Source organism: Dyella sp. GSA-30 (assembly GCF_027924605.1).
GTDB lineage: Bacteria > Pseudomonadota > Gammaproteobacteria > Xanthomonadales > Rhodanobacteraceae > GSA-30.
In genome coordinates, this window is sequence record NZ_AP027042.1 from 3,917,432 (window position 1) to 3,941,571 (window position 24,140).

Here is a 24,140-nt window from a genome sequence, read left to right on the forward strand (position 1 = left end):
TCGGTTTGTCACATTCGCCACCCAAAGTCGCTCGGTAAAGCGACTGCAAGGGGATGTATGTGCAACGCCGGGGGCGCCATCTCAGGCGGGCCACTTATGGGCTGTTGAGCCTCGCGCTTGGCGTGATCGGCCAGCCTTCCTTTGCCGCTGGCGGCAGCTACCTGGTCGACGATGCCTCGATCACCACGCCAGGGCGATGCCAGCTGGAAAGCTGGCTACAGACGTTTTCGTCTGGCGCGAGCTTGCTCGAAGCAGCGCCCGCCTGCAGTACCGGGCCTGTCGAATGGTCTGCCGCGCTGGGAGTTCAACGGAACCCTCATGCAAGCCTGGTCAGCCCGGCGATCAAATGGCAGCTGCGCAATGGCGATGCGGGCGATCGTTGGGGTATCGCGGTCGACGTCGGTGCGACCCATGCGCAAGGGCATTGGGATAACGAGATCGCATACGCTTCGTTCTCGCGCATCCTCGAAAGTGATCAGCGCTGGGCCGTGAATTTCAATACCGGCATGATGCGTACGCCAGGACATGCGTCGCATCTTTTGATCGGTCAGGAAGCCGAATACACCCTGTCGCCGCGCATCACGCTATTGGCCGAACATTTGTGGCCCATCAACGGCCGCAACGAAGAGCAGTTCGGCGGCCGTTACATTTTCGGCAACGACAGCGTCGACCTGATCGCCGGCATGTCGGGGCCCGACCATTGGCTAACGGTCGGGCTCAATCTCGCGTTCTAGGACCTGTTAACGCTATTTACGTGGCCCGCGCCGGGATCTGTTTGCCCGTCAGCCAAGGAAGAGCGAGCGAGTGTACGTCCGTACACGACCGAGGGATGACGCCGGCTGGCGGGCAAACAGACCGGGCCCTTCGGATTGCTGCCGAGTGGCCGCCAGCCGGCAGCCCACGGCTTGACCTGGCAATGAGCCAGGCGCGGCGCCGCACGCTACCACCTGACGACCACTCGACAGCAACGCGGGCTACGTAAATAGCGTTAACAGGCCCTAGAGCTTTTGCGCGGGCAGCTCCAGCGCGACGGGCTGACCAAGCTCTTCGGCGGAGCGTCCATCGACAAACGCGTAAGACCCGCCGCGCACGACCCAGCGATGTTGCGCCGGATCGAAGTCCGCCAGCAAACGGGACTCCAGCGGGATGCTTACATTGCGTTGCTCACCCGGTTGCAGGAAGACCTTGGCGTAACCGCACAAGCGACGCACTTTGCCACCTGGGACCTGCACGTAAATCTGGGCGACATCCGCGCCGGCATGCTTGCCGGTGTTTTTTATCTGCACAGTGGCCTGGACACGGCCGTCGCGCGTGACGACTTTCAGATCGCCGTGCTGAAAGCGCGTATAGGACAGCCCATAGCCAAAGGCGAACAGTGGCTGGATACCGCGCGCCTGATACCAGCGGTAACCGATGTTGGCCCCTTCGATGTTGTAGTCGACCGATGCGGGAGGCGTGCCGCCGGTGGCGCCGGGTAGATCGGCGCGCGGAAGCTGCGATAGGTCGCGCGGCCAACTGAAAGGCAGGCGCCCTGACGGATTGACCTTGCCGAACAGCAAGTGGGCGATAGCTTCGCCACCATCACCACCGGGATACCAGGTTTCCAACACTGCCGCCGTTTGATTCAACCAGGGCATCGCCACCGGGCCGCCATTCTCCAGCACGACGATGGTATGCGGGTTGGCTTTCGCCACGGCCGCCACCAGCGCGTCCTGCCCGTCGGGCAAACTCAGATCGGGCGCATCGACCGATTCGGTCGCCCACTTCTGCACAAAAACGACAGCAACCTGCGCATGGCTGGCAAGCTCCGCCGCTGCGGCTACATCCTTGCCTTCAGCAAACTGCACGTCGGCTGATGGTGCCGCAGTGCGGATGGCTTTCAACGGCGCGAACGGGTGATACATCACGGGACCGGGCCAATCGGTGGGCGCCAATCCGGGCACGGCGTTGCCGCCCTTGCCCGTCACTACCGACGAACCACCACCGGCCAATACGCCCTTGTCGGCATGAGCCCCGATGACCGCCACCGACTTGAGGCTTGTCGCATTCAGCGGTAACAGCTCGCCTTCGTTACGCAGCAGGACGGCACCGGCCTCCAACGTCGAACGCGATACCGCCAGGTCGGCCTTCTCGTCGATCGCTTTTTTCTGCTGAGGCTGATCGAACAAACCCGCCGCAAACATGCTGCGCAAAATGCGTTGAACCATATCGTCCAAGCGCTGCTGCTTTACTTCGCCCTTGGCCAAGGCCTGCCGCAACGAAGCGTCGAAATAAACTTCCTGGTCGAATGTCTCGCCTGCCGATTCCTGGTCCAGGCCTGCGTTGACGGCCTTGGCAGCGCTATGTACACCGCCCCAGTCGGACATCACGAACCCCGGATAATGCCAGTCGCGCTTGAGCACCTGGTTCATCAGATAGTCGTTTTCGCAAGCCCAGTCGCCATTGATCTTGTTGTATGAGCACATCACCGAACCAGGCTTGCCGCGCTCGATGGCCAGCTCGAACGCCAGCAGATCGGATTCGCGCATGGCCTGTTCGTTCAACTGCGCATTGATGGTGTTGCGCCCGGTTTCCTGATCGTTGACCGCGTAGTGCTTGATGGTCGAGATGATCCGTTGGCTCTGTATGCCCTTGATGGCCTCGCCGACGATCGTGCCGGCCAGCAATGGATCTTCGCCGGCATATTCGAAGTTGCGCCCATTGCGCGGCTCGCGCATCAGATTGACGCCGCCAGCAAGCAGAATATTGAAGCCCTTGCTATGCGCTTCCGCGCCGATCATCGCGCCGCCACGGTAAGCAACTTGCGGATCCCAGCTGGCTGCAGTCACCGGGCCGGCAGGAAGCGGCGTTGCGGTATCGCCGGGACGAAACTTGTCGGAATTGGCAACGCCTAATCCGGCGTCGCTCTCCTGCAGCGCAGGAATGCCCAGTCGCGCAATGGCTGGAACATAGCCGGCCGAACCGATAGCGCCCGGTGGCACTGGCTTGTCGCCAGGTTTGGGCCGTGCAGCGTAATAGCTGCGGATCAAATGAAATTTTTCGTCCTGGGTCAGCTGGGCTGCGAGCCGCGTGGCACGCACGTCAGGGGATAGTCGTGCATCTTTCCAGGGCTGGCCCGTTGTGGCTTGCGCATGCGCCATGACCGCGCACGCGCCAAGGCTTATCGCCAATGCATATCGCAACATCGTCATACCTGCCTGGCCTTTCATTGGATCTCCGGGGCGTTTGCTTCTTGGCGAAACACGATAGCCGACATGTAGCGCAACGGGGAAATCGTGTACCGCAACGGCCGCGATCTTCAAAAACTTGACAGCCTCAAGGCAATCTCATGTCGTCCTGTTGACGCAGTGCAACATATGTCATAGCCTGAATTTGCAGCCCGTTTTTAGGGAAGTTGTTGCGCTGCATGAACAGGTTAAGGACATGCCATCCATGAGAGGAATTTCTATAGCTCTAACTGTCTGATCTGGGGAGACACAATGAAAGACCGACTTTTGCGACGCCCGCTCGCAGCCGCGTTGCTGCCTTTGCTCGGCCTGAATTTAGCCCTGGCCACCTCGGTGGCATGGGCCGAAGACACTGCCGATCCCGCTACGCCCGAAAAAGCCAAACAGTTACAACAAGTCGTCGTTACCGGCACCCGTGCTACCGATCGCACCGCTGCCGAGTCTCTCTCTCCCATCGACGTGCTCACTCCCGCGGATCTCACCGCAAGCGGTAGCACCGATCTGGCCAGCGCATTGAACACTCTGCTGCCTTCGCTGGATTTCCCCCGACCTGCCATCAACGACGGAAACGATGCGATCCGTCCGGCGACCTTGCGTGGCCTGTCGCCCGACCAGGTGCTGGTTCTGGTCGATGGCAAGCGTTATCACACGACCAGCCTGGTCAATTACAACTCCTCCGTGGGACGCGGATCGGCACCGGTCGATCTGAATTCGATCCCGATCTCCGCCATCGATCACATCGAAGTGCTGCGCGACGGTGCGGCCGCACAGTACGGCTCCGATGCCATTGCCGGCGTCATCAACGTGGTGCTCAAGCACGGCAGCGTGGAGGGCGGCAACAGTATCACCGTCAACGGCGGCATCATGGACAAAGGGGACGGTGCGCAAAATGGCGTGCAGGGATCGGTCGGCATTCCGCTGGGTGGCACCGGCGACAACGCACCGGGCTGGGCCCGACTGGCCTGGAACTACCAGAATGCGATGAACACCAATCGTGCCGAGAACAAGGACATCTCGACCACGATTGCCGGTGCGCCCAACCCCAGCGGCATTCCCTATGAACGTTATGGCGACCCGGCCGTAAAGACCTATCAGACCTTGCTCAATTTCGGTTATCAGATCACGCCGAATATCGAGCTGTATGGCTATCTCAATGGCAGCAAGCGCGATGTCACATCGAATGGCTACTACCGCGCATTCGACTCGGCTCGCAATGTAGTGCAGATCTATCCCAACGGCTTCCTGCCGCAGATCGTCAATCACAGCAACGATATCGCCACGGTACTGGGCATCAAGGGCAATACCGATGGCGGCTGGCATTGGGACCTGTCGGCGGACTATGGCGAGAACAACCTAGATTTCGATATCCAGAACACCGTCAACGTCAATCTGTACAACACGCTGGGCTACTCGCCGACCTATTTCAATGCCGGCACGTTTCGAAACAAGCAAGGCGTGGTCAATCTCGACCTCAGCAAGGATTTCCATTGGGGCTTTCTGCCCAATCCGGTCACGGTCGCCTTCGGCGGGGAATATCGTAAAGAGACCTACGTCATTGATTCGGGAGACCCCGACTCGTATTTTTTCTCTCCCACCACGCTCATTCCCGGCACCACCACGCCGTATGCAGGTGGCTCGCAGGTATATCCGGGACTGACACCGAGCGTAGCCGGCAGCTTTGGCAGGCATAGCGAAGCGGCCTATCTTGACCTGGAAACGGATCTCACCAGCAAGCTGTCGGCCGGCGTGGCCGCACGTTACGAGGACTATAGCGACGCGGGCGCAACACGATCGGGCAAGATCTCGCTGCGCTATCAGTTCACCGATAGTTTCGCGCTACGTGGCACGGTGTCGAACGGTTTTCGCGCACCATCATTAGCGCAACAGAATTACGAATCGGTCGTAACGCTGATCCAGAATGGTCAGCTTGCGCAGATCGGTACCTTCCGCACCTCGGACCCGGCCGCCATCGCGCTCGGTGCCAAACCGCTCAAACCGGAGAAATCGACCAACTACGGCCTGGGCGCCGTCTGGCAACCGCTCGACAACTTCAATGCGACGCTCGACCTTTATCAGATACGCATCGGCAATCAGATTCTCTATTCCGATCAGATCGCCGTGACGCCCACGCTGACCAGCCAGGTCACCGGTGCGCAGTTCTTCGTCAACGGTGCCAGCACGCGCACTCGCGGCGCCGACCTGATTACCAGCTATCGCCTGGACTTCAACGACTACGGCAAAGTCAATCTGACCTTCAGCGGCAACTACAACAATACCAAGGTGCTCAGCGTATCCACGCCGGCGTTCGGCCGGGCCAGCGAAGGCCTGCTTACCGACGCCACGCCACATACGAAATACGTATTCGGCGGTGACTGGCTGATTCACGATTTCGACCTGCACGCGAATCTTACCCGCTACGGTTCGGTGACCCGCCGCGGCGACTTGAGCGATGGCAGCGAGGATCAAACTTTCGCCGCACGTTGGCTACTGGATATGGCGGCGAGCTACAACTTCCGCGACTGGTCGTTCACCGTGGGCGGCGACAACCTCACCAATCAATACCCGACCAAGGCCGCACTCAATAACGTCTATGAAGACCGCGCGGATGGCTTGCAGTACTCCGCGTTGTCGCCGTTCGGATTCAACGGGCGCTATTGGTACGGCAAGGTGACGTATCACTTCTGATGGGCCGAACTGTCTCGTTTCGGCTCAGGCCGAAACGAGGCTTGGCTCGCGTATTCGCCTTGACTCGGCTGGGGTATTCGATGGAAGACGATGGCTGTAAATTTTCAATGAAACGGCGCGATCTATTGCGCATGATCGGCCTCACCGCGGGCACGGCGGCGATGTATCAGGCGATGAGCAGCCTGGGGTTCGCCGCCGAATCCACGTTCAAGCAATCGCCGCCCTTGCAAGGCGCTCCAAAGGGAGCATCGGTGCTGATTCTTGGCGCAGGCATTGCCGGCATGGTGGCGGCCTATGAGCTGCGCCAGGCCGGTTACAAAGTACAGGTACTGGAATACAACCATCGCCCCGGCGGGCGTAACTGGTCGCTACGCGGCGGCGATACGTTTACCGAGCTGGGCGGATTCACCCAGCAATGCCAATTCGATCCCGGCCTGTACATCAACCCGGGGCCCTGGCGCCTGCCCTATCACCACCACGGCATCCTCAGCTACTGCAAGAAACTCGGCGTGCCGCTGGAAGCCTATGTGCAGGTCAATCACAACGCCTACCTGCACAGCGCCAAGGCTTTTGGAGGAAAGCCGCAGCGCTATCGCACCATCAATGCCGATTATCGCGGGCATGTAGCCGAGTTGCTGGCCAAGACCACGCAGCAAGGCAAGCTGGATGCGCAGGTCAGCAAGGAGGACCAGGAACTGCTGCTCGAATCCCTGCGTGAGTGGGGCGCGCTCGATAAGAATCTCGGCTACGTGCGTGGAACGACCAGCAGCGATCGGCGCGGCTATGAGCAAGATCCCGGTGGCGGCTTGGCGGCTAAACCGGTTCCTTCCGAACCGTTAAGCGCAAAGGATGTCCTCGGTTCACGCTTATGGGCCAACCTGGCGGCGGGTGAAATCTATGAATTTCAGACCACCTTGTTTCAGCCCGTCGGCGGCATGGGCCGCATCGGCGAGGCGTTTGGGCGCGAGCTGAAGGGGCTTATTCGCTACAACGCCAAAGTGACCTCGATTCAACAGGACAACCACGGCGTCAACGTCACCTATGAAGACACGACAGCGCCAGGCCATACGCATGTTGCGCGCGGCGACTGGTGCCTGTGCACGATCCCGTTATCCATACTCAGCCAGTTACCGATCAACGTCAGCCAGGCCATGTCCGATGCCATCGCCGCCGTACCTTACGCTGCCGCGGTAAAGATCGGCCTGCAGTTCAAGCGCCGGTTCTGGGAAGAAGACGAGCATATCTATGGCGGCATCAGCTACACCGATCTGCCGATCAGCAACATCAGCTATCCCAGTACAGGCTTTCATAGCAGCGGCAAGGGCGTGCTGCTGGGCGCCTACATCTGGGGTCTCAATGCCTTCGAATTTACCGCGATGACACCCGAGCAACGGATACGCAAAGCGGTGGAATACGGCAACCAGATTCATCCGCAATATTCCAGGGAATTCGAGTCCGGCGTGGCGGTTGGCTGGCACCGCTCCCCTTTCACGATGGGGTGTTTCGGTGTGTGGTCGGAAGAGGCGCGCAGCCAGCACTACGACAATCTCTGCCAGATCGATGGACGTATTGCGCTTGCCGGAGAGCATGCGTCTTATCTGCCCGCGTGGCAGGAAGGTGCAGTCACGTCGGCGATCGACGCGATCGGCCGCATTCATCAGCGTGCTATCGCGGGGGCCAGGGCATGAGCAGCAAGACAACCAAAACATTGCCACGGATATTTTGCGGCGCTTTCCTGTGGTGTTGTCTGCTGCCGGCACACGCTCAGTCATCCGACAACGCGTCCTATTTGCGCACCACATTCAGTTCGGCCAACGGCGAAGTCGTCTTTCGCAGCATCTGCCAGGGTTGCCACATGCCCGATGCCAAGGGGGCAAAGGGCGCCGGCACGTATCCCGCCCTGACCGACAACCCGAGACTCGCCTCGCCTAACTATATGGCAGCCGTGATCTTGAATGGCCGCCGCGATATGCCATCGTTTGCCCCCAAACCGGGCCCAAAGGATCGCTTCTTTGACGATGCGACGCTTACCGATGAACAGATTGCGGGGGTGATCAACTACATTCGAACGCACTTCGGCAATCGATACGATGATCGCATCAGTGCGCAAGAAGTCTCAGCCATGCATCCTTAGATATCTCCCATTCGTTACCTTCCCCTGGAGAAAACCTTTCATGTTTACGATCGGACGTGTTGTTCTGCTTGCTGCTTTTGCTACGGCCTCTTTGAACGCTCTCGCCGACGATGTCGTGCGTTACAAGATCCCCGATAGCACCTTCCCCATTTCCGCCGCCGTCGAAGTCCCAGCCGGCAAAGCGACGATCTACGTCAGTGGCAACGTGCCACCGGTCGTCGACCCGAAAGCCCCCAAGGACTCGGTGGCTGCCTATGGCGACACCAAGACGCAGACCATCGGCGTACTGACAGCCATCGACAAACAGCTCAAGAGCATGCATTTGAGCCTAAGCAATGTCGTGAAGATGCAGGTCTTTCTGGTCGGCAACGAAAGCCATGGTGGCCACATGGATTTCGCCGGCTTCATGGCCGGCTATACGCAGTTCTTCGGTACCAAGGAGCAACCCAATCTACCGGCACGTTCGGCCTTCCAGGTAGCCGCATTGGGCAACCCCGGCTATCGCGTGGAAATCGAGGTGATCGCGGTTCGCCCTTGAATCCAGATCGGAACACGCCTGCCATAGCAAAAACACTTACCATCCTACGCAGATCGGCCCCGGCAGTGCCGGGGCCGATCTATTGAACAAACTCAGGCGAGTCATACCTCGATCAGGTAGAAACGCTCAAGTCACCCAGCCTCAATCAAGCTTGTAATCGAACGTCAGGAACATCTCGCGACCGTTGTATTCGCTGGCGGTCTGGCCCGTCGTGACGAACTCGAAGCCACCGGCGTAATACGGGATCGTTGAGACCTTGTCGAAGATGTTGGACACGGTGAACTTCAGCGTGGTTTCCTTGTTGATCTGCCAGCCGACCGCAGTATTCCAGGTGATCCACACCGGCGTCCTGCCCTTGTACATGGTGTCGGCAACGTTGACCTGGTTGCCATCCTGAGTCACCTGGCAAATACCGGTACTGACCGATTCGCCGCCATTGGGCACCGTCACCATGCCCGGCTGGATGCCATTGGGTAGCACATCGCAACCACCGTAGTTCGGAGCGCGCATGCTGCCGTCGCGTACGCCGGAGACGGACACGTTCCAGTCGCCCTTGTTCCAGTCGGCGATCCACGTAACCCTGCTCGCCACGTTGTTATAACGGGTGTTCTGCAACGGATCAGACGCCAGCACGCGCTGCTTGTACGAGAGGTTGTTGGTGTAGTTGATGTTGGCGCGGAAATCACCGGCATTGTCGGTGTGGAACTTGTAGTCCAGCGACGCATCCACACCGCTCACATACAACGATGCCTCGTTGATCGGGCCGGACTGTACCGAAACGATCTGGCCAGACGCGTTGCGCTGAACCATCTGGGTCACCATCGCGCAATACGCCGAACCCGGTACGTGTGCCGTATAGGGCGACAGACCGGAGGTGCCATTCGGCTTCACGCCGGTAAGACAGCCGGCTTCGTCGTTCAGCACGGTGTTCTGGTCGAGGTACTGGATGGCGTTGTCCACGCCCATGTGCCAGTAGTCGGCCGAGAACGACAGACCCTGCACGCCCGGAACCTGCCACACGAAACCGTAGGTCCAGGAGTGACCGGTCTGCGGCAACAGCAGGCGGCTACCGTTGGTGTACAAGGTGTAGTACTGCGAGGGTGGGCGCTGTACCTGGCTGCACCAGGTGTTGTTGTTCTGGCCTTGCTTGATGGCGTTGATACATTGCAGGGGATCGATGAAATCACCGATCGGCGAGGTAGAGCCGGTCAGGTAGATGGCCTGCATGTCCGGCGCCTTGAAGTTGGTGCCGTAGCTGCCGCGCAGCAATAGACCGTCATACGGACGGTATTCGAGGCCGGTACCCCAGGTGCGGGCAATGTCAGCCTTGCTGGCGTCGTTGTACTTATCCAGGCGACCGGAGATGGTCCAGGTCAGCGAGTCGATCACCGGCACGCGGAACTCGGTGCCCAGCGAATAACGCTGGCGAGTGCCGCCACCGGTGAGATTCGCCCCGAACGGGTTCTGGAACGTGTTCGGGTCGGTACCGCGCGAGTCGGGCGAGAGCAGGAACCCGTTGTGCGCAGCTTCCAGTACCGCTGCCCAACCTACCGATTCGTCCACCCACGGGAACTTGAACAGGTCGCCGTTGATGCGGAACTGCGCCTGGTCCAGCCACGACGACGACGTGTTCTCGCCGTTGACGGCGAACTGGCTGTACTGCTGTGGCGTGATCGGGTTCCACCACTGCTGCCAGTTCATGTTGTAAATAGGCAAGCCATCGGCGGTGGTACCCAGCTGCTTGCCGAGGAAAAAGTTCTGCATGCCCTGGCTGTTGTACGCGGTGTAATCCTCGCGGACGATGTACTTCTGGGTGTTGAGGTTCAAATCCCAGTTGAACTTGCCGTCGAATATCGTGCCACGCACGCCCGCCTGCAGGTTCCAGTTCACCTCGCGATCATGGGTATTGGCCGACGTGCCCATTTCCTGCGCGGTCAACTGGCGGATCGCCTGGTTGATCACCTGCCCCGTCGCCTGGTCGTAGAACTGCCCGGTACCGAAGACGTTCAACTGGGTATTGGAGATACCCACGGTCTGATACAGGGCCGCCGAACCATAAAGCTGCAAGCCGTTCTTGAGGTCATACTCGCCGGCTATGAAACCGTTGTTGCTGCGGCTACCGGGAGTCAGCACCCAGTTCTGGAACAGCGCGGGCTGCGAACAGTAGAAGCCGTTGTCGGTCACGCTGGCGATCTGCGTGCCGTTGGCGGTAACGCTATGCGACTGGCTCAACTGCGAGTTGGTGAACTTGCCGCAGGTGCCCGTCGGCGGCGTGATGTACTGGCCGTTGCCGTTCATCGCGGAGAGGGCGACGGCGCCGGCCGCGTCATACTGGTAACCGAACATGCGGGAAGCCGGGCCCCAGGAGCCGTAGCCTGCATCGGACACCGAGTCCTGATACGGGCGATCCATACCCCACAACGCCGTGCGGTTGGACTTCTCCAGGTTGTAGATGACGTGCCAGTTGTCGCCGGACTTGCCACCAAAGAAGTTGATGTCGCCATAGGCGCGGCCACCGCGCGTAGCACCGCCGCCAGTGACCTGCAGTTCGTCACCCTGATAGTTCTTCTTCAGGATGACGTTGACCACACCCGCCACCGCATCCGAACCGTAAATCGACGAAGCGCCGGAGGCCAGGATTTCGACATGGTCGATCATGCCGGTGGGGATATTGTTGTAATTCTGGAAGTTGCTCTGCTTGTTCAACGGCTGCGGATAATCGACCACGCGATGCCCGTCGATCATCAGCAGGCTGAAGCCAGGGCCCAGGCTACGCAGGTTGACCGAGCGCGCATTGACCGAGCTCGAACCCCAAGCGGCCGGATCCGATGACTGCTGCCCCACCTGCGGCAGCGAATCGAGGAATTCCCACAGCGTGGTGAAGCCCTGCTGCTTGATCTGCTCGCCGGTGAGGCTAATCACGGGCGCCGGTCCCTCCACTTGCACGCGCGGGATCATCGAACCGGTGACCGTGACCTCCTTCAGCTCGACCGCCTTGTCCGGCTTGCTCGACGACTGCGCGTCCTGCTGCGTGGATGATTGATCGCTACCGGACGACGCCGACTGCGCGAACGCGTGTGGCGTGAAAAGCGCCAGCGCCAGAGAACTGGCCAGTACGCTATGTCGCAAAAAGATTTTGTTCATGGTTACCTCTCCCCGTGAAACTTTCAATGTTGTGATTGCTTTTAAAATCGCGTTCGTTCACCTGCACCGATCCGTTGTTGCTCTCCCCTGCACGGAACAGACGCTTCAAGCTTTCCTACTCGTGACAAAGCGGCGTAACGGCTTTATCGGTTTTTCTCCATGCCATCCGCTAGCGATGTCATCCCTGTTGTATTCGCTTCCTTCCCACGCGCATCCAGACCGATGCGATAGGCGTAGGCATGCACACCCGCCGGCTGTGCCGGCAGATCAAGATGAAGGCCATCGGGTTGCTGCTTGTAAGGCACCGGTTTGCCGGTTGCCAGCAAGGTCACCGCCGTCACTTTCAGCGTCGGCCCGATCGAACGAATCAGCGCATGTCCGGTCGCAGGCCAGCCCAGCTCGATCGCGTAGAGCTGATCGCCCTTGCGCGTGAAGCGGAAATCTTCCGCGGTATACGGCTTGGTCTTGGTGTCCGCCATGGTACCGGCAACGACCTGGGTCGGACCTTCGCCGAAACGTTGCCACGGTCGCGTTCCATAGATCGCTTCACCGTTGGCATGCAGCCATTGGCCGATCGCCTGCAGGATGTTTCGCGCCGGCTCGGGAATGCTGCCGTCGGCCTTGGGCCCGATGTTCAACAGCAGATCGCCGTTCTTGCTGACGACATCGGCAAGCAGTTGCACGATTTCGTCCGGCGTCTTGTAGGTGTCGCCTTCGGCGTAGCCCCACGAGTCCGGACTGATCGAGGTTTCGGTCTGCCAGGGTTGTTCGCGGATCTCCGCCGCCTGCCCACGCTCGATGTTCAAAGTGCCGGTGCCGGGACGCATATCGTCCAGCTTGTAGTCGAGCACCACGCCCTGCTGGCGGGCCGCGGCCTGGTTGTAATAGAACGCGGCGAAATCGGCCAACGCGCCACGGAAGCGCGGCTGCCCGATCCACCAGTCGAAATACATCAGGTCGGGGTGATAGTCCTGCACGATCTCGGCCGAGCGCGCCAGCCAATCGTCGAGGTAGGCATCGGACACGAGCGTCCAGTCGACCTCCCGGCCGTCTTCACCTTTGGTCGATTGCAGCGGGTGCGCCGGACCGTACAGCGCGGCATATCGCGGATCGTTGACGTCCGAGTCGAAGCGACGACCGTATTCGTAGAACCAGTCGTGTTCGGCACGATGCGACGACAAGCCAAGCTTCATGCCCTGCGCACGAATGGCCTTGGCCAGTTCGCCGATCACGTCGCGCTTGGGCCCCATCTTCACCGCGGTCCAGTCCGACAGTTTCGAGTCGTACATGGCAAACCCATCGTGGTGCTCGGCGACCGGCACCACGAAGCGCGCGCCCGCTTCGCGGAACAGGCTGGCCCACGCTTGCGGATCGAAGTGTTCGGCCTTGAAGCGAGGAATCAGATCCTTGTAGCCGACCTGCGGCATCGGGCCATACGTGTCCACCTGGTGCTGGTGATAGTTGGCGTACTCGCCGTCGCGCTCATACATGTGGCGCGGATACCACTCGCCCTTGTAGGCCGCTACCGAATACACGCCCCAGTGGATGAAGATGCCGAACTTGGCATCCCGATACCATTCGGGCGTGCTGTAGGCGGTCAGACTCTGCCAATCCGGCTGCATCGGCCCTTGCCAGGCCGTCGTCTGTACCTGCGCAAGAATGCTCTTGCGCGCTTCGTCGTACGGGCGGTTCGCGGCGACCCATTGCCGTTCGATCGTGGCCGCATCGGGTGGAGTAATCGTCTGTTGAGCAGCGGCCGCAGTCGCCGCGAGTCCGAGCGTGACGCCGACAATCAACGCAGTCCGGGCACAGGCCTTGCCGACTTCGCCCAAGCCACAGTCCACGTCTTTCATGCGCACAACCGTCGCGCAGGCCAGGTTGGCTGCACCGCTGTACCGCTACTTAGCTGTATCGAGCTCATGCTCTGCATACCCCGTCTTTCCCGGCCGCCGTGGTGCGCCCTTAGTTCGCTCGCCCCCGCGAGAGATCATTCATATACGAACTTAAAGTTCATATTTATCTTGAAAGGCACCTTATAGCCCGAATTTAAATCGATGCAAGTCGCATTGCAACAGGAATTCTGGAGAGGTCGCGCATAATGTCGCGTTCATTTGTAAACTCATACTTTATATATAAACATAAGGTAGGCCGAGCGCCCGGCTCTGAAGGGTCGGGTAATGTCCCCACTGAAGGTTTCGCCGTAGTAGGCCCATCAGGCCAGCGTGCGCGGTCCGCTGCCACGTCGATCCAAAAGCTTAGAATTCCGGTTTAGATCGAGGCAAGTCGCGTCGCAGCAGACAGCTTCACGAAAGCTTGAATTCACGAAAGCGCCGGTAGGGCTTACCTGGCGGCATGATCGCCGCGCGCCCCGCACCCAAAGCACCCATCTCACATCCGTCGATGCATTGATCAGCCGCGGCTATTGCCCGGCGCCACCGGCGGCAATATCCGCGCGTCGCTGAGCGCACGTTGCCGACGACCGGTTTGCTGGGTCTTTGTCGCCATCTGGTGCAGCGATTTGCCGTCAAGGTTTCGCGTATCCGAAGACACCGACGTGTTGACTGGTGGGGCAAACATCTGCCAGCCATGCACATCGCGACGAAAGCTTTCCATGGCCTTGTGTGGATCATTGCCATGCGTGCCCAGGTAGCTTCGAATCACCGGCGGCACCAATGGACTCAGCCGATCGTCCCCGTGCATGACCGCGCCGACTTCCCATTTCTTGCGCTCACGCTCCTCTTGGACGTGCGCTACCAGGCTATCGAAATGATGCGGTTGGCGCAGGTCGCCGGTGCCGGTCAGTGCGGCGTAGCGCGGGGTCGGCATAGCTGCCATATCGGCCTTGGCCAGATTCAGTTCGGTCGATGGGCTGGCCATATGCTTGATCGTGGCCAGCGAGCTCATCACCGCGATATCCCCGAAGCGATTGGGCGAGGCGACATCGGCCACGGTCGTATTAATGGCATGTTCGCGCGCATGGTCTCTTGTGTTGTGTTCGGACGTGCGCGCACCCTTGGTGCCACCGACAAGCTGGTCTTTGATCGCCGGTGTATGACCGGCAATAGGCTCCCAGCTTCCGGGTGCGGGAGCGCCGCCAGGGTGGGCGGTTCGCCACACCAGATCGGCGGTACGAGAGCGCGAACCAAAGATATCCTCCGCCTGTGGCGCCGTGATACCGGCCAAGTTCGCACGTTGCTTCAGAAGACGGGTGGCGACGTTTTCATCCAAACCTGTTCCGACAAACGTCGGCAAGGCTCCCGGGCGGCTGGTCAGCAGCGGCTTTGCCGTCACCCGGATAGCTGCGTTATAGGCGGCCGCCCCTGGATGTGTTATCCAATGAACCCACGGCGTCTGAAGCTGCTTGAGTTGTTGCTTGACCACCGGATTCAAACCCTTGCGAGCGAGACGCGCCATGCGCCGGTGCTGCTTGGGCGGCATTTTCCCCATCACGTAGCGCACGCTGTTGCGCGCGCTCATGAAGGCGCTTCTGACTGAAAGCTGATCTTTCGTCGACTTTGGCATGATGCATCGCTCGCCGGGGACTACTACAAGTGCTTGACGGTGAATTTGTCGAACCGTTCGGCCACGCCGTTACCGGCGTCGGTGTGAACGTGATAGTCGCGCTGTGTGGGTACGCCGGTTGCCGGGTGGAACGAATCGACGATCACAATGCTGCCTCGGCGCTTCAACGGTTTCTTTTCGCCGGTCGGCGTAGCATCCGCGATGAACCGGCCAATCCGATTTTCGACCGGCTTATGCGCACTGAGGTTGATGGTGCGGTGCTCGTTGATCAGATTCTGCTGGATGCTTGGCCCACCAAGAATGTCCGGCAATAAATGCGACTTGTTGTTGATCGCCGGCACAAACAGCGGATTGAGCACGCCGACGTTCGTCAGCACATCGCGTTTGGCGCCGGGGTTCCGACGACGCAGCGTACCGGAGACAAGCGCTCGCTTGATATTGCCCGCAAGGTTCTCCTGTCGATGACCAAAGCCCTGGGTACGCACCACGTTTGCCGCCGCCTTGAACGCCTGGTACTTGGCGCTGTCGCTGGTCGAGTGAGTAACACGCGCTCTCTTTACGCCATTATCCTTGACGTCGAAACGACTCCAATCGCTTTTTCGCGTTTTTTGCTTAGGCATGGTTCACCCCCAATTGGTTGATTCATGATGGATCGGCATCATGGGCAAGTAGATCGAAGACATCGATCCGGCCGCCGGATTTTAGAAATACCTCCTGATACAACTCGGCCGCATTGAGTTGGCCCCACGCCACGGCGCGTCGAATCAGATAAGGCACCGGACTGTGTGGCTCTACTTGCATGAGGTAGTCGCCGATCTCGGCCAGGACGCGATAGGCGTGCTCGCGATCGCCAAGCAGCCGGGCCAGCGGATTCGTCGCTTCGCCGGTGTCATCGACCTCATCAACATCTTCATGCATCGATTCGTCGATATCCTCCGCATACGTGGCCGCCACGGCAGGCACACGCTCCATGCCCTCGCCTCGCCGGGCCATTTCGCCACGCAGCGGCGCCTGGACCTTGGCGAGCATGTCGTCCAGCTTGTTCAGCGAGGGTGCGTCGTGACCGAGCCGTTCGCGCAGAAAACGTTCGAACGCAGCGATTGCCTCACGCCCCTGCTGAAGTTCCGCATATCGTTCGCGCAATGCCTGCGCGTTGCTCGCCGCCAGCAACTCGTGCAGATCGTCCAGCGTCGCCGCGTCCCGCGCTTCGTCCGGCAGATCGCCATGCACGGCGCGCAGGCGTTCGTAGTAATGCGCCAGCTCCCAGTGCGACCAGCTGGCCGCCCGGTCGCCGTCGTCGACCAGCGGCAGCAGCGACAAGGTGGTCAGCAGCTTTTCGTTGAGCCAACGCACGATATTGCAACGCGCGTCGAAGTCGCCGTTGTCGCCCTGTGGATGCAGCTCGTTCCACCATGTCTCGCACAGGCCGCGCAACAAGATGAAGCAAGGAGCGATGGCGGCGAAGCCACGCTGGTTCAACTCGGCCTCGAACAGCCATGAGGCAAATTGCAGATCCTTGCCGACCCCATCGAGCGCATTGACGATCAGCGATGATGTTTTCGGCCAGTTGGCGCGCTTGAGCTCGACTGCCCAGGAGCCCATCGGCAAGGTGGCGTCGTCGCTATGGCGCGCCTGCTCCACCATGCGGTAACTCATCGTTCCGCGCATCGGCAGGCCGGTCGGAAACGTGCCTTCCAATGGCGCCAACAAACGCGCCAACGGGATGCCGTGGTAACGCTGGAAATACCCGTCGTCGTCCGGCAAGACCGTCGTATCGTCGGGTGCCGTCGGCATCGCGAGGGCATGCAGGCTCATGGTTTCGATTCCTTCTCTGGCAGCGAGAGTCACCACAGGACGGGCGCCTCCCGCGGAAATGTGGGCGGTTCGAGCGATACGGGTGCCCTGGTGGCCGGGTCGACACCGGAAAACTTCACCGTGAGGTAGAAGTCGGCATTGCTGGTCGATGCCGCTCCCTTGCCTGTACCCGCTGGCGCGGTGTTGTCCAGTACCGGCACCTGGAATCGCAGCAGGCGCTGATTCGGATCCAGCGGGCTGATCGACGCCGGCGCGGCATGGGTATCGAGCCAACGCAGTACGGCCCATGCGCCACCGGCCTGGAACACTGCGTGATAGCCGCTCACGCTCAAGTCGCCTTGCGTACCATCGGGCAACGGCGTGTAGTGCGAGCGGTCGGCCCATTGCAGATCCAGGGTGGCCGGATCACCGAAGCTCCAACTGAGTGTCGTACTCGACCCTGGCCAGGTAACGGTCTGGTTGTCACCGGCTCGTACCGTCCAGCCGATCAGCTGGTTGCTTACCGGCGAATCGCCAGGCAACGCGCGGAAGCCGATATCCAGGTTGATCGGCGCGCTCTGCGGCGTCGCCGAAAGATTGCCAGCGAAAAACGCCTGCACGCCATCGAGCTGGGTGATGAACGCCTTCATCTGTGCGGCCTTGCTGCCTTTGGCGTTCGTCAGCCAGGTTTCGAGTTCCGGTTTTTCCTTGGCGTAATAGGCAAAGAACGCTTTGACGACCGCCGGCGAAACCTCGCGCGAATCGGCAGGCCCGAACGGATATCGCCCCGCGACCTGGCTGTTGAACAGCATGCCGATCCGCATGTAATGCAGATCCGAACCGGATTGGCCGTGCCCGACGCACGCGGCATGCGCGATTTTTTCCATCGCGGTACGGCGCATCGAAAACAGATCGTTTCCGGTCGCGGCCGATGCATAGCCGTTGAGCGTGGCATCGCAATTAGCGTAGCTCAGCGCGCCCAGCTGCTTGAGGAAAAAGTCGTTCAAGTGCGCCGTCTGCCCGGCCGGGTCGGCAAACTGCACCGCGCGATTGAGCTCGCTGATCGTATTGCCCCAGTACGTATCCGTCTGGGCGTTGACGCGCTGGCTGTTATTGACGCCCTGGGTCTGCTTGAGCAGGGTGACGAACGGCGCCGCGTAACGCGACAGCACCTGCACCCGCTGCAATTGCCGGTCGAGATACCCTTGCAGTACCGGCGTCGCGCCCAGATCGAACAAGAGAGCAGCGTCGTCCTCTCCGGGCTGTATCGCCGGATCGTAGAGATGGCTGGACGATGCCAGCGCCGACACGTCGAGCAACATGCTCGATCCATAGTTTTGCGCGCACTGCCCCACCTCGTCGGCCACCGTGCCCAGTCCCAGCTGACGCATGCGCTGCTGCGATTGCAGCAGCGGATCGAGCGCGGCAGCCAGGTTGGCGCTTTCGTCGGAAAGTTCGCGATCGAGCTGCGAACTCGCGTCCAGGCCGGTATCGATCGGTTCTACTTGCGCACGCTGGTTGCGCGCCAGACTGTCCTGCAGGGCAAGCTGCAGTTGAATGCGCGCGAGCCGGTCGTACAAGGGCTGCTTGGCCGCCGGGGTCAGCTGGCTGATCTTTTCCTGGCTCGCGAAAACCTGGTACTCGCGAAGCTGCGCCAACAGCTGATCGAACGTGCTGGGATTCCAGCCACCGGCAGCACCGTTGCAACTGTACGACTCGGGCGACTTGAGCTGCATGAAACCCACCTGGGCCAGCGCGCGCAGGCCACTGGCCTCGCCACTGAGTCCCGGGCTGATGCCCTCCAGCTCGTGATTAGTCGGATTGACCAGGAACAGCGCGCCGTACGGCGGCAGCGTTGCGCTGCGCAGTTCGTCGACCGCCGGTTGATAGCATGAGGTGCTGTCAAAGCGCGCCAGCGTATTGCGCAGACTGGGATCGTAGTGATGGTCGCGAATCAGATCCTCGATGCCCGGTGCAATCTCCGCGCCCATGCGGGTGCACGGATTGTCGGTGGGCGTGCTGTGCAGCCAGGCGATATGGACCCAATCGAGCCAGCCGTTGAAACTGCGCAAGGTATCGAGCAGCGGCGGCTTGCCCTCCTGCAACGAGGAGAGCAGCGGCACGCCCGCACCGGTACGCCGTAGCAGATCGCCCTGCGCCTGTGCCGCCATGCTGTCGAACTGCTTCACCATGTGCTCGCGTATTTCAGGCGTGACCGCGGGCGCGTTGGCATAGGTGGCCTCGAGCAGCGCATCGGCCAGGGGGCTGTCGTGCTTGAGCGTCTCCTCGGGCAACGGCTTGCCATACACGTAATCGGTCAGCGTGCCGAAATCCAGCAGCAGACGGCGCTCATCGATCATGCCCGGCTGCGCGATATTGGAAAAGCGCTGCAGGTTCTCCTCCAATACAGCCAGTTCACTGAGCTGATGCTTCAGCTGCTTCTGGTCGTTGGCGTAAGCCGCATCCGGTGTCGACAAGGATTCGGATATCTGCAGTGATGCTGCCGAAAGCGCATCGATTTTCTGCTGCAGCTTGCAAGCAAGCGACGGCATCACGACTTGCTGCAAGGCGTTGCCCGACAGCACGTCGGTAACCCCGTGATTGATGCGCCGGTCGACCCACGACAGCGGGATGGCGGTGTACCGCGTGCGCTCGTTCAGCGACGAAATCTGCCCGACCAGCTTGTAGATGCGTTCCTGATCCAGGCAACTGTGCTGGCTCAACGATTTGCTGTTGACGGAAATATTGAGCAAGGTATCGCGCAAGGTCTGCGCATGGTGATTGACCTGGGCCGCGCTCCACGGCAACGCAATCGCCAGTGCGATCGCGATGCCGATCAGGCTCAATTGCAGTCGGCGGATCAGACGATTGCGCGCAAGCAAGCCTTTCTGCGTACGTTGGGCCAGGCGCTGTTCGGCCAGCGCCTTGTCCTCGATCAGCCCGGCAGCGAAGGCGATGTCCTTGCGCGGCACGGCGCTCTTGGCGGCTGCGCTCGCACCGATGGCGCCAGTGAAGTAGACGCCACGGCAGAACGAACGGGTTTCGTAGACGTTAGGCTTGAACAATGCCTCGAGAAAGCTCAGAAGCGGCTTTTCCAGACTGCGCATATGCTGCGGGAACAGGAAAAAGTCGTCGACGTCCTTGATCTCGTCCTTGCTGGTCGCCGTGGCCAGCACCAGCGCGCGCATGCTCTCGATCAGCTTGTTGAATACCTTGGGCACCCATTCGGCCGGCAGGCCGTTGTCGTCGATGCTGGGACTGGACCAGCCGACGATTTCATTGCGCAGCCTTGCATCCTGCGCCTGCCAGAACGCATCGAATCCGACCAGGCTGTCGCACTGGCTGACGACCACATACACCGGCAAGGCATAGGCGAATGCGTCCTGCAGCTCATGCACGCGCGCATAGGCATAGCGTCCCAACGCCTGGCGTTCGGCTTCGGTCGCCGCCTGAAGACGTGCCGCGGAAATCACCCAGACGATGCCGTCGATCGCACGGTCCGGACGCAGGCTGTCGAGATCGGCAATGATCGCCGGCCAGCGCGGATCGGTCGCGGAGGTGGCGGGCGGTTCGCCCATCACGCGATCGGGATCGATCAGAATGCCTTTTTCGAGAAAGCGCCACTGCGTGTTCGGCGCGGCGGCATTGAGATAGGCCTCTTGCCGGGCATCTCGGCGCTGCGAGGCACGCAACATGTTGTCGGGCATCGACGCGGCGATGCTGCTCTTGCCGTCACCGGGGAATCCCATCAGCAACAGCCATGAGCTGCTGTACCGCCAGTCGCGGCGCGCGGTGACATATCGGAATGCGCGATCGATCACGGCATAACGCCGGCGCAGGTTGTCGCGCAGCAGGACCCAGCGACTCTGGCCGGCGCGATTCTGCGGCGGTCGCGCAGCGACCGGTTTCGAACGGGCGCGCCACATCAGCCACGCAATCAGCACGAAGGCGATCGCAGCCAGCACTACCGCAGCGGTAAACAGTGACGTCATCGCCCCCCCCGTCGAACGGGCGGCGCGTTAGCGCAGAACATGGCAACACCGCTCATTTCGCACCGCCGATCGCGTCGAGCAGCGACCAGGTCAGCAGCAGCCAGACGAGAGAGGACAACACCAGGTATCCGATCGCGCCATACGCAGCGCCACGCAACCAGGGCGCCAACGCGATGCGCGTATTGTCGCGATCGGACACGACGGTGTACTCATAAGCTTGCGGAAACGCGTGTGCCACGGCCGCGCCGAGTTTCTTGCCGCTCGCCAGTGGATAGAGCCGCGCACGACATTCGCGCAGCTTCGGGTTCTGGCGTCCTTCGTGGCTGCGATACATGCCCTGAAAGCCGAGCTGCAGGGCGAGCAGCAACACGGCGGCCAGATCGGCGTCCAGCGCGGTGCGTTCGCTAACGCCCATCAGGTCCTGGACGTAATCGAAAAAACGACGCCCGGCGATACGGGTCCGCTCGACGGCGTATTCCAGCAGGTACTCGGGCCAATGATCGGCACCCGGCCAGGACAGGTCCAGGATAAAGATCTCGTCGGCAAGCGCGACCATCACGTAGCGCGCGCGCCGATAGGCCTGCAGTTCGGCCTCGGTCGCCGCGGCGACGACATCGCGCGATTGACGGTCGAGCACCGCCAGCAGACGGCGCGATACGCGCTCGGCCAGCTGGTGCGGCTCGATCTGCTCATGCGGCTCGGCCGGTTGCAGCATCCGCGCGAGTTCTCCTTTTTGCGCGGCAAGCTTGATCCGCGCGACTTCCTCGTAGAAGGCGGAGAAGCGTGCCAGCAGGAAACTCGGGGCGGCATCGTTGGTGCTCATGGCTCAGCGCGTGGCCTCGCGCGGCAGATACAAGGTGATGGCCGCCGGCACGTTCTCGTCGGGTTCGCCCAAAATGACCAGCGTGTGGCCATCGGCAATCAACGGCCGCGTCACGCCGGTATCCACCTCGATGCTGCCGTTGCTTACCTCGTAGACGAAGGCGCCCGGGCGCAGGTTGAGCGCGGAGACCTGGGCCGGCGTCGCCGCACGCACCGTCGCACCGGGATAGCGACGGCGCACCAGCAGATAGATAAGCTCCTCCGCGGCGGTGCGTGCGCTGTCCAGCCATTGCGTGAGGCCTTGCACGTTCTGCCCTGCCCTCGGCCGCAGCTCGATCAGCAAGCTTGTCGTAGCGATGCCTTGCGGCAACGCGCAGCGGAAACCCGAGGCGCCGACGCGCTGGAATTCGAGTACGCGATAGTCCGCATTGAGGCGGGCCAACTGGTCGCGCACGTAACCGATCGCCAGCTGGAACTGCGGCAGGCAGTCGCTGTGGTCATAGGCTTTCATGGCCGGCGGCTGCGGTGCGCCCGAGGTCGCCGCCACACACCCCACCAGTTGTGCCAACGCCTGATACATCTGGCTGGGGTGATTCGTGCCCGCCTGCAGCATGACATCGAACGCCGGCAGCGCCATCACCAGATACCGCGCCGCATGCACCTGAGCACCGGTTTCGGCGTCATAGCGCGCCTGCCCCTGGTCGTCCAGGCGCACGCCCAGAAGCTCACGGTATTTTTGCCAGAGCGCCTCCGACAGCGTCGCCAACTGCCGCTGCAGCCCCGCATCGCCCTGGAAGGCCGAGGCGTCGGTACGCAACATCGGCGGGTGATAGCTGGTCAGATGCACGCCGCGCGCGTCGCCGAACAACTCCAGCAAGGGAAACGAACAGTAGCTCTTGGCCACCGAGGCGCCCGCCGCCAGGGTCATCTTAGGGCGCATGCGATCGACGACGATATCGTCCTTGCCGGTGTTTTCGTCCGCCTCCATGCTGCCGCGCTCGATCGTATAGCGCTGCATGTCGCCGATGTCGCTCGCTGCCCCCTTGCCGCGCACGGGAACACGCAGGTGCACCATGACGCGTGGCTGAGTGGTCCAGTCGTTCTTGGACAGATCGATCGACAGATCGAGCGGGGCGAAGTGCCCCGGATACTCGATCAGCAGGCCATCGGGCATGACGCAGCGCAGGCGTTGCAGCACCACCCTCCCCTTGACCAGTTCGGTCGGGTCGAGCGCCATGTCCAGCACACCCCAGCCAAACGGCTGGAGTATGGCCAGGCGCTGCTGCAGCAATTGATTCCAGTAGATATCGTTCTGCTGAAAGTGCTGCGGCGAAAGCAACATGCCTTCGGACCAGGAAACGGCCTCGGGCAGCGGCGGCAAGGTATCGACGACGGCGTTCATGGCTTGCCCTATTGCTCGGTCACTGTGATTTGAGTTGCGGCCAGCCACACCACGGCGTGCCGATACGCGGTGATGTCGCTGCGCGCCTGCCCGTCCTTGGCCTGGTAATTGGCGAAGCCGTAGACGGCGATCGCCTTGCCGGCCTTGCTGGGCAACGCCACCGGGTCGATCACCGTGGCCGGTGGAATCTGCAGCGATACGACATCGATGTTCTTACCCAGGCCGCTCAGCAAGGCCGTCTTCTGCGCAAACCAGTCCGGACCGCTCTTGGGCAGCATGGCGACACTGGTCGTGTCATAGACAAAGACGATATCGAGCATCGTCGCCGAATTGAGATTGGCGCCCGGTGGCGCCGCCACACGCACGCTGCTCAGACTCGTCGTCTTCTGGTGCCCGGGCAGCAGACTGGCAATCGTGCTGCAGCCAGAAAGCGCGACCAGCGCCAGCACGATGAATGCGATGCGGGCAAGGCCACGCATCAGCTGAGCACCACCACGGTGACCTGCGCCGGCGTCAGCGACACGCCGACCATATTCGGCAACAGGCCGTTCTGCCCCACGACGCCCAGCATGTGGGTGCACGGGATGCAGCCCATGAACACCTTGAAGCTGCCGAGCAACGAACGGAACGGCCCCATGAACAGATGCGACACCACACCGCCTTCCGCACCGGGCTGGTCGCCGTTGCTGATCGCACCGACCGTGACGAGATTCTCGGCCAGGCCACCGCCGACGATCACTTCGAACTGCGCGGGAATATCGGCGAACGACAAGGCGATATTCGGGAACGGCATCGGCGTGGGAATGCCCAACACCGGCACGAAGCACACGTCCGGAAAAGCGAGGTTCAGCACGCCAAGGTTGGTGTTGACGAACATGGC

Annotated in this window: 16 protein-coding genes; 5 read left to right on the forward strand and 11 right to left on the reverse strand. The window is 61.1% G+C overall.

Annotated elements, in window-relative coordinates; genetic code table 11:
• The first annotated feature begins 59 nt into the window (after nt 1–59).
• Nucleotides 60–734: a PA4824 family protein gene (locus QMG46_RS16460; RefSeq protein WP_281848930.1), complete on the forward strand. Its 675-nt coding sequence runs from the start codon at nt 60–62 to the stop codon at nt 732–734.
• A 264-nt stretch (nt 735–998) separates the two neighbouring features.
• Here QMG46_RS16460 and QMG46_RS16465 read toward each other — a convergent pair whose 3' ends face one another.
• Nucleotides 999–3,209 (reverse strand): beta-glucosidase, encoded by a 2,211-nt coding sequence (locus QMG46_RS16465; protein WP_281848931.1) that lies wholly within the window; start codon nt 3,207–3,209, stop codon nt 999–1,001.
• Between the two features lie 270 nt (nt 3,210–3,479).
• On the opposite strand from QMG46_RS16465, the gene QMG46_RS16470 reads away from it, so the two are divergent.
• The 4 genes from QMG46_RS16470 to QMG46_RS16485 all read left to right on the forward strand — a co-directional run bounded on the left by QMG46_RS16470 (nt 3,480) and on the right by QMG46_RS16485 (nt 8,584).
• On the forward strand, nt 3,480–5,912 hold the full coding sequence (locus QMG46_RS16470; protein ID WP_281848932.1) for a TonB-dependent receptor plug domain-containing protein: 2,433 nt from the start codon (nt 3,480–3,482) through the stop codon (nt 5,910–5,912).
• 80 nt (nt 5,913–5,992) lie between these two features.
• Entirely contained in the window at nt 5,993–7,600 is a 1,608-nt protein-coding gene (locus QMG46_RS16475; protein WP_281852911.1) for a flavin monoamine oxidase family protein, read from the forward strand.
• Complete coding sequence (locus tag QMG46_RS16480) at nt 7,597–8,046, forward strand: c-type cytochrome (protein WP_281848933.1); 450 nt, start codon at nt 7,597–7,599, stop codon at nt 8,044–8,046. The genes QMG46_RS16475 and QMG46_RS16480 overlap by 4 nt, the downstream gene beginning before the upstream one ends.
• Before the next feature lie 40 nt (nt 8,047–8,086).
• Nucleotides 8,087–8,584, forward strand: coding sequence for a RidA family protein (locus QMG46_RS16485; RefSeq protein ID WP_281848934.1), 498 nt, complete (start codon nt 8,087–8,089; stop codon nt 8,582–8,584).
• 141 nt (nt 8,585–8,725) lie between these two features.
• Here the strand turns inward: QMG46_RS16485 and QMG46_RS16490 are convergent, their stop codons facing one another.
• The 10 genes from QMG46_RS16490 to QMG46_RS16535 all read right to left on the reverse strand — a co-directional run bounded on the left by QMG46_RS16490 (nt 8,726) and on the right by QMG46_RS16535 (nt 24,137).
• Nucleotides 8,726–11,728 carry a TonB-dependent receptor plug domain-containing protein gene (locus QMG46_RS16490; RefSeq protein WP_281848935.1) on the reverse strand — a complete coding sequence of 1,001 codons (3,003 nt, stop codon included), beginning with the start codon at nt 11,726–11,728 and terminating at the stop codon, nt 8,726–8,728.
• A 143-nt stretch (nt 11,729–11,871) separates the two neighbouring features.
• Complete coding sequence (locus tag QMG46_RS16495) at nt 11,872–13,581, reverse strand: alpha-L-fucosidase (RefSeq protein ID WP_281848936.1); 1,710 nt, start codon at nt 13,579–13,581, stop codon at nt 11,872–11,874.
• Between the two features lie 556 nt (nt 13,582–14,137).
• Nucleotides 14,138–15,205, reverse strand: coding sequence for a hypothetical protein (locus QMG46_RS16500; RefSeq protein WP_281848937.1), 1,068 nt, complete (start codon nt 15,203–15,205; stop codon nt 14,138–14,140).
• Between the two features lie 68 nt (nt 15,206–15,273).
• Nucleotides 15,274–15,870: a hypothetical protein gene (locus QMG46_RS16505; protein WP_281848938.1), complete on the reverse strand. Its 597-nt coding sequence runs from the start codon at nt 15,868–15,870 to the stop codon at nt 15,274–15,276.
• Nucleotides 15,871–15,892: 22 nt separating this feature from the next.
• The gene (gene tssA / locus QMG46_RS16510; RefSeq protein WP_281848939.1) at nt 15,893–17,065 is read right to left on the reverse strand and encodes a type VI secretion system protein TssA; all 1,173 of its coding nucleotides are present in this window, start codon (nt 17,063–17,065) and stop codon (nt 15,893–15,895) included.
• Between the two features lie 29 nt (nt 17,066–17,094).
• The gene (locus tag QMG46_RS16515) at nt 17,095–21,036 is read right to left on the reverse strand and encodes a type VI secretion system protein (protein WP_281848941.1); all 3,942 of its coding nucleotides are present in this window, start codon (nt 21,034–21,036) and stop codon (nt 17,095–17,097) included.
• Between the two features lie 52 nt (nt 21,037–21,088).
• The gene (locus tag QMG46_RS16520) at nt 21,089–21,859 is read right to left on the reverse strand and encodes a DotU family type IV/VI secretion system protein (protein WP_281848942.1); all 771 of its coding nucleotides are present in this window, start codon (nt 21,857–21,859) and stop codon (nt 21,089–21,091) included.
• 3 nt (nt 21,860–21,862) lie between these two features.
• On the reverse strand, nt 21,863–23,260 hold the full coding sequence (gene tssK, locus QMG46_RS16525; RefSeq protein ID WP_281848943.1) for a type VI secretion system baseplate subunit TssK: 1,398 nt from the start codon (nt 23,258–23,260) through the stop codon (nt 21,863–21,865).
• 8 nt (nt 23,261–23,268) lie between these two features.
• A complete protein-coding gene (locus QMG46_RS16530; RefSeq protein WP_281848944.1) occupies nt 23,269–23,739 on the reverse strand; it encodes a hypothetical protein in 471 nt (156 codons plus the stop codon).
• Complete coding sequence (locus QMG46_RS16535) at nt 23,739–24,137, reverse strand: DUF4150 domain-containing protein (RefSeq protein WP_281848945.1); 399 nt, start codon at nt 24,135–24,137, stop codon at nt 23,739–23,741. Before QMG46_RS16535 ends, QMG46_RS16530 begins: the two co-directional genes overlap by 1 nt.
• Between the last annotated feature and the right edge of the window lie 3 nt (nt 24,138–24,140).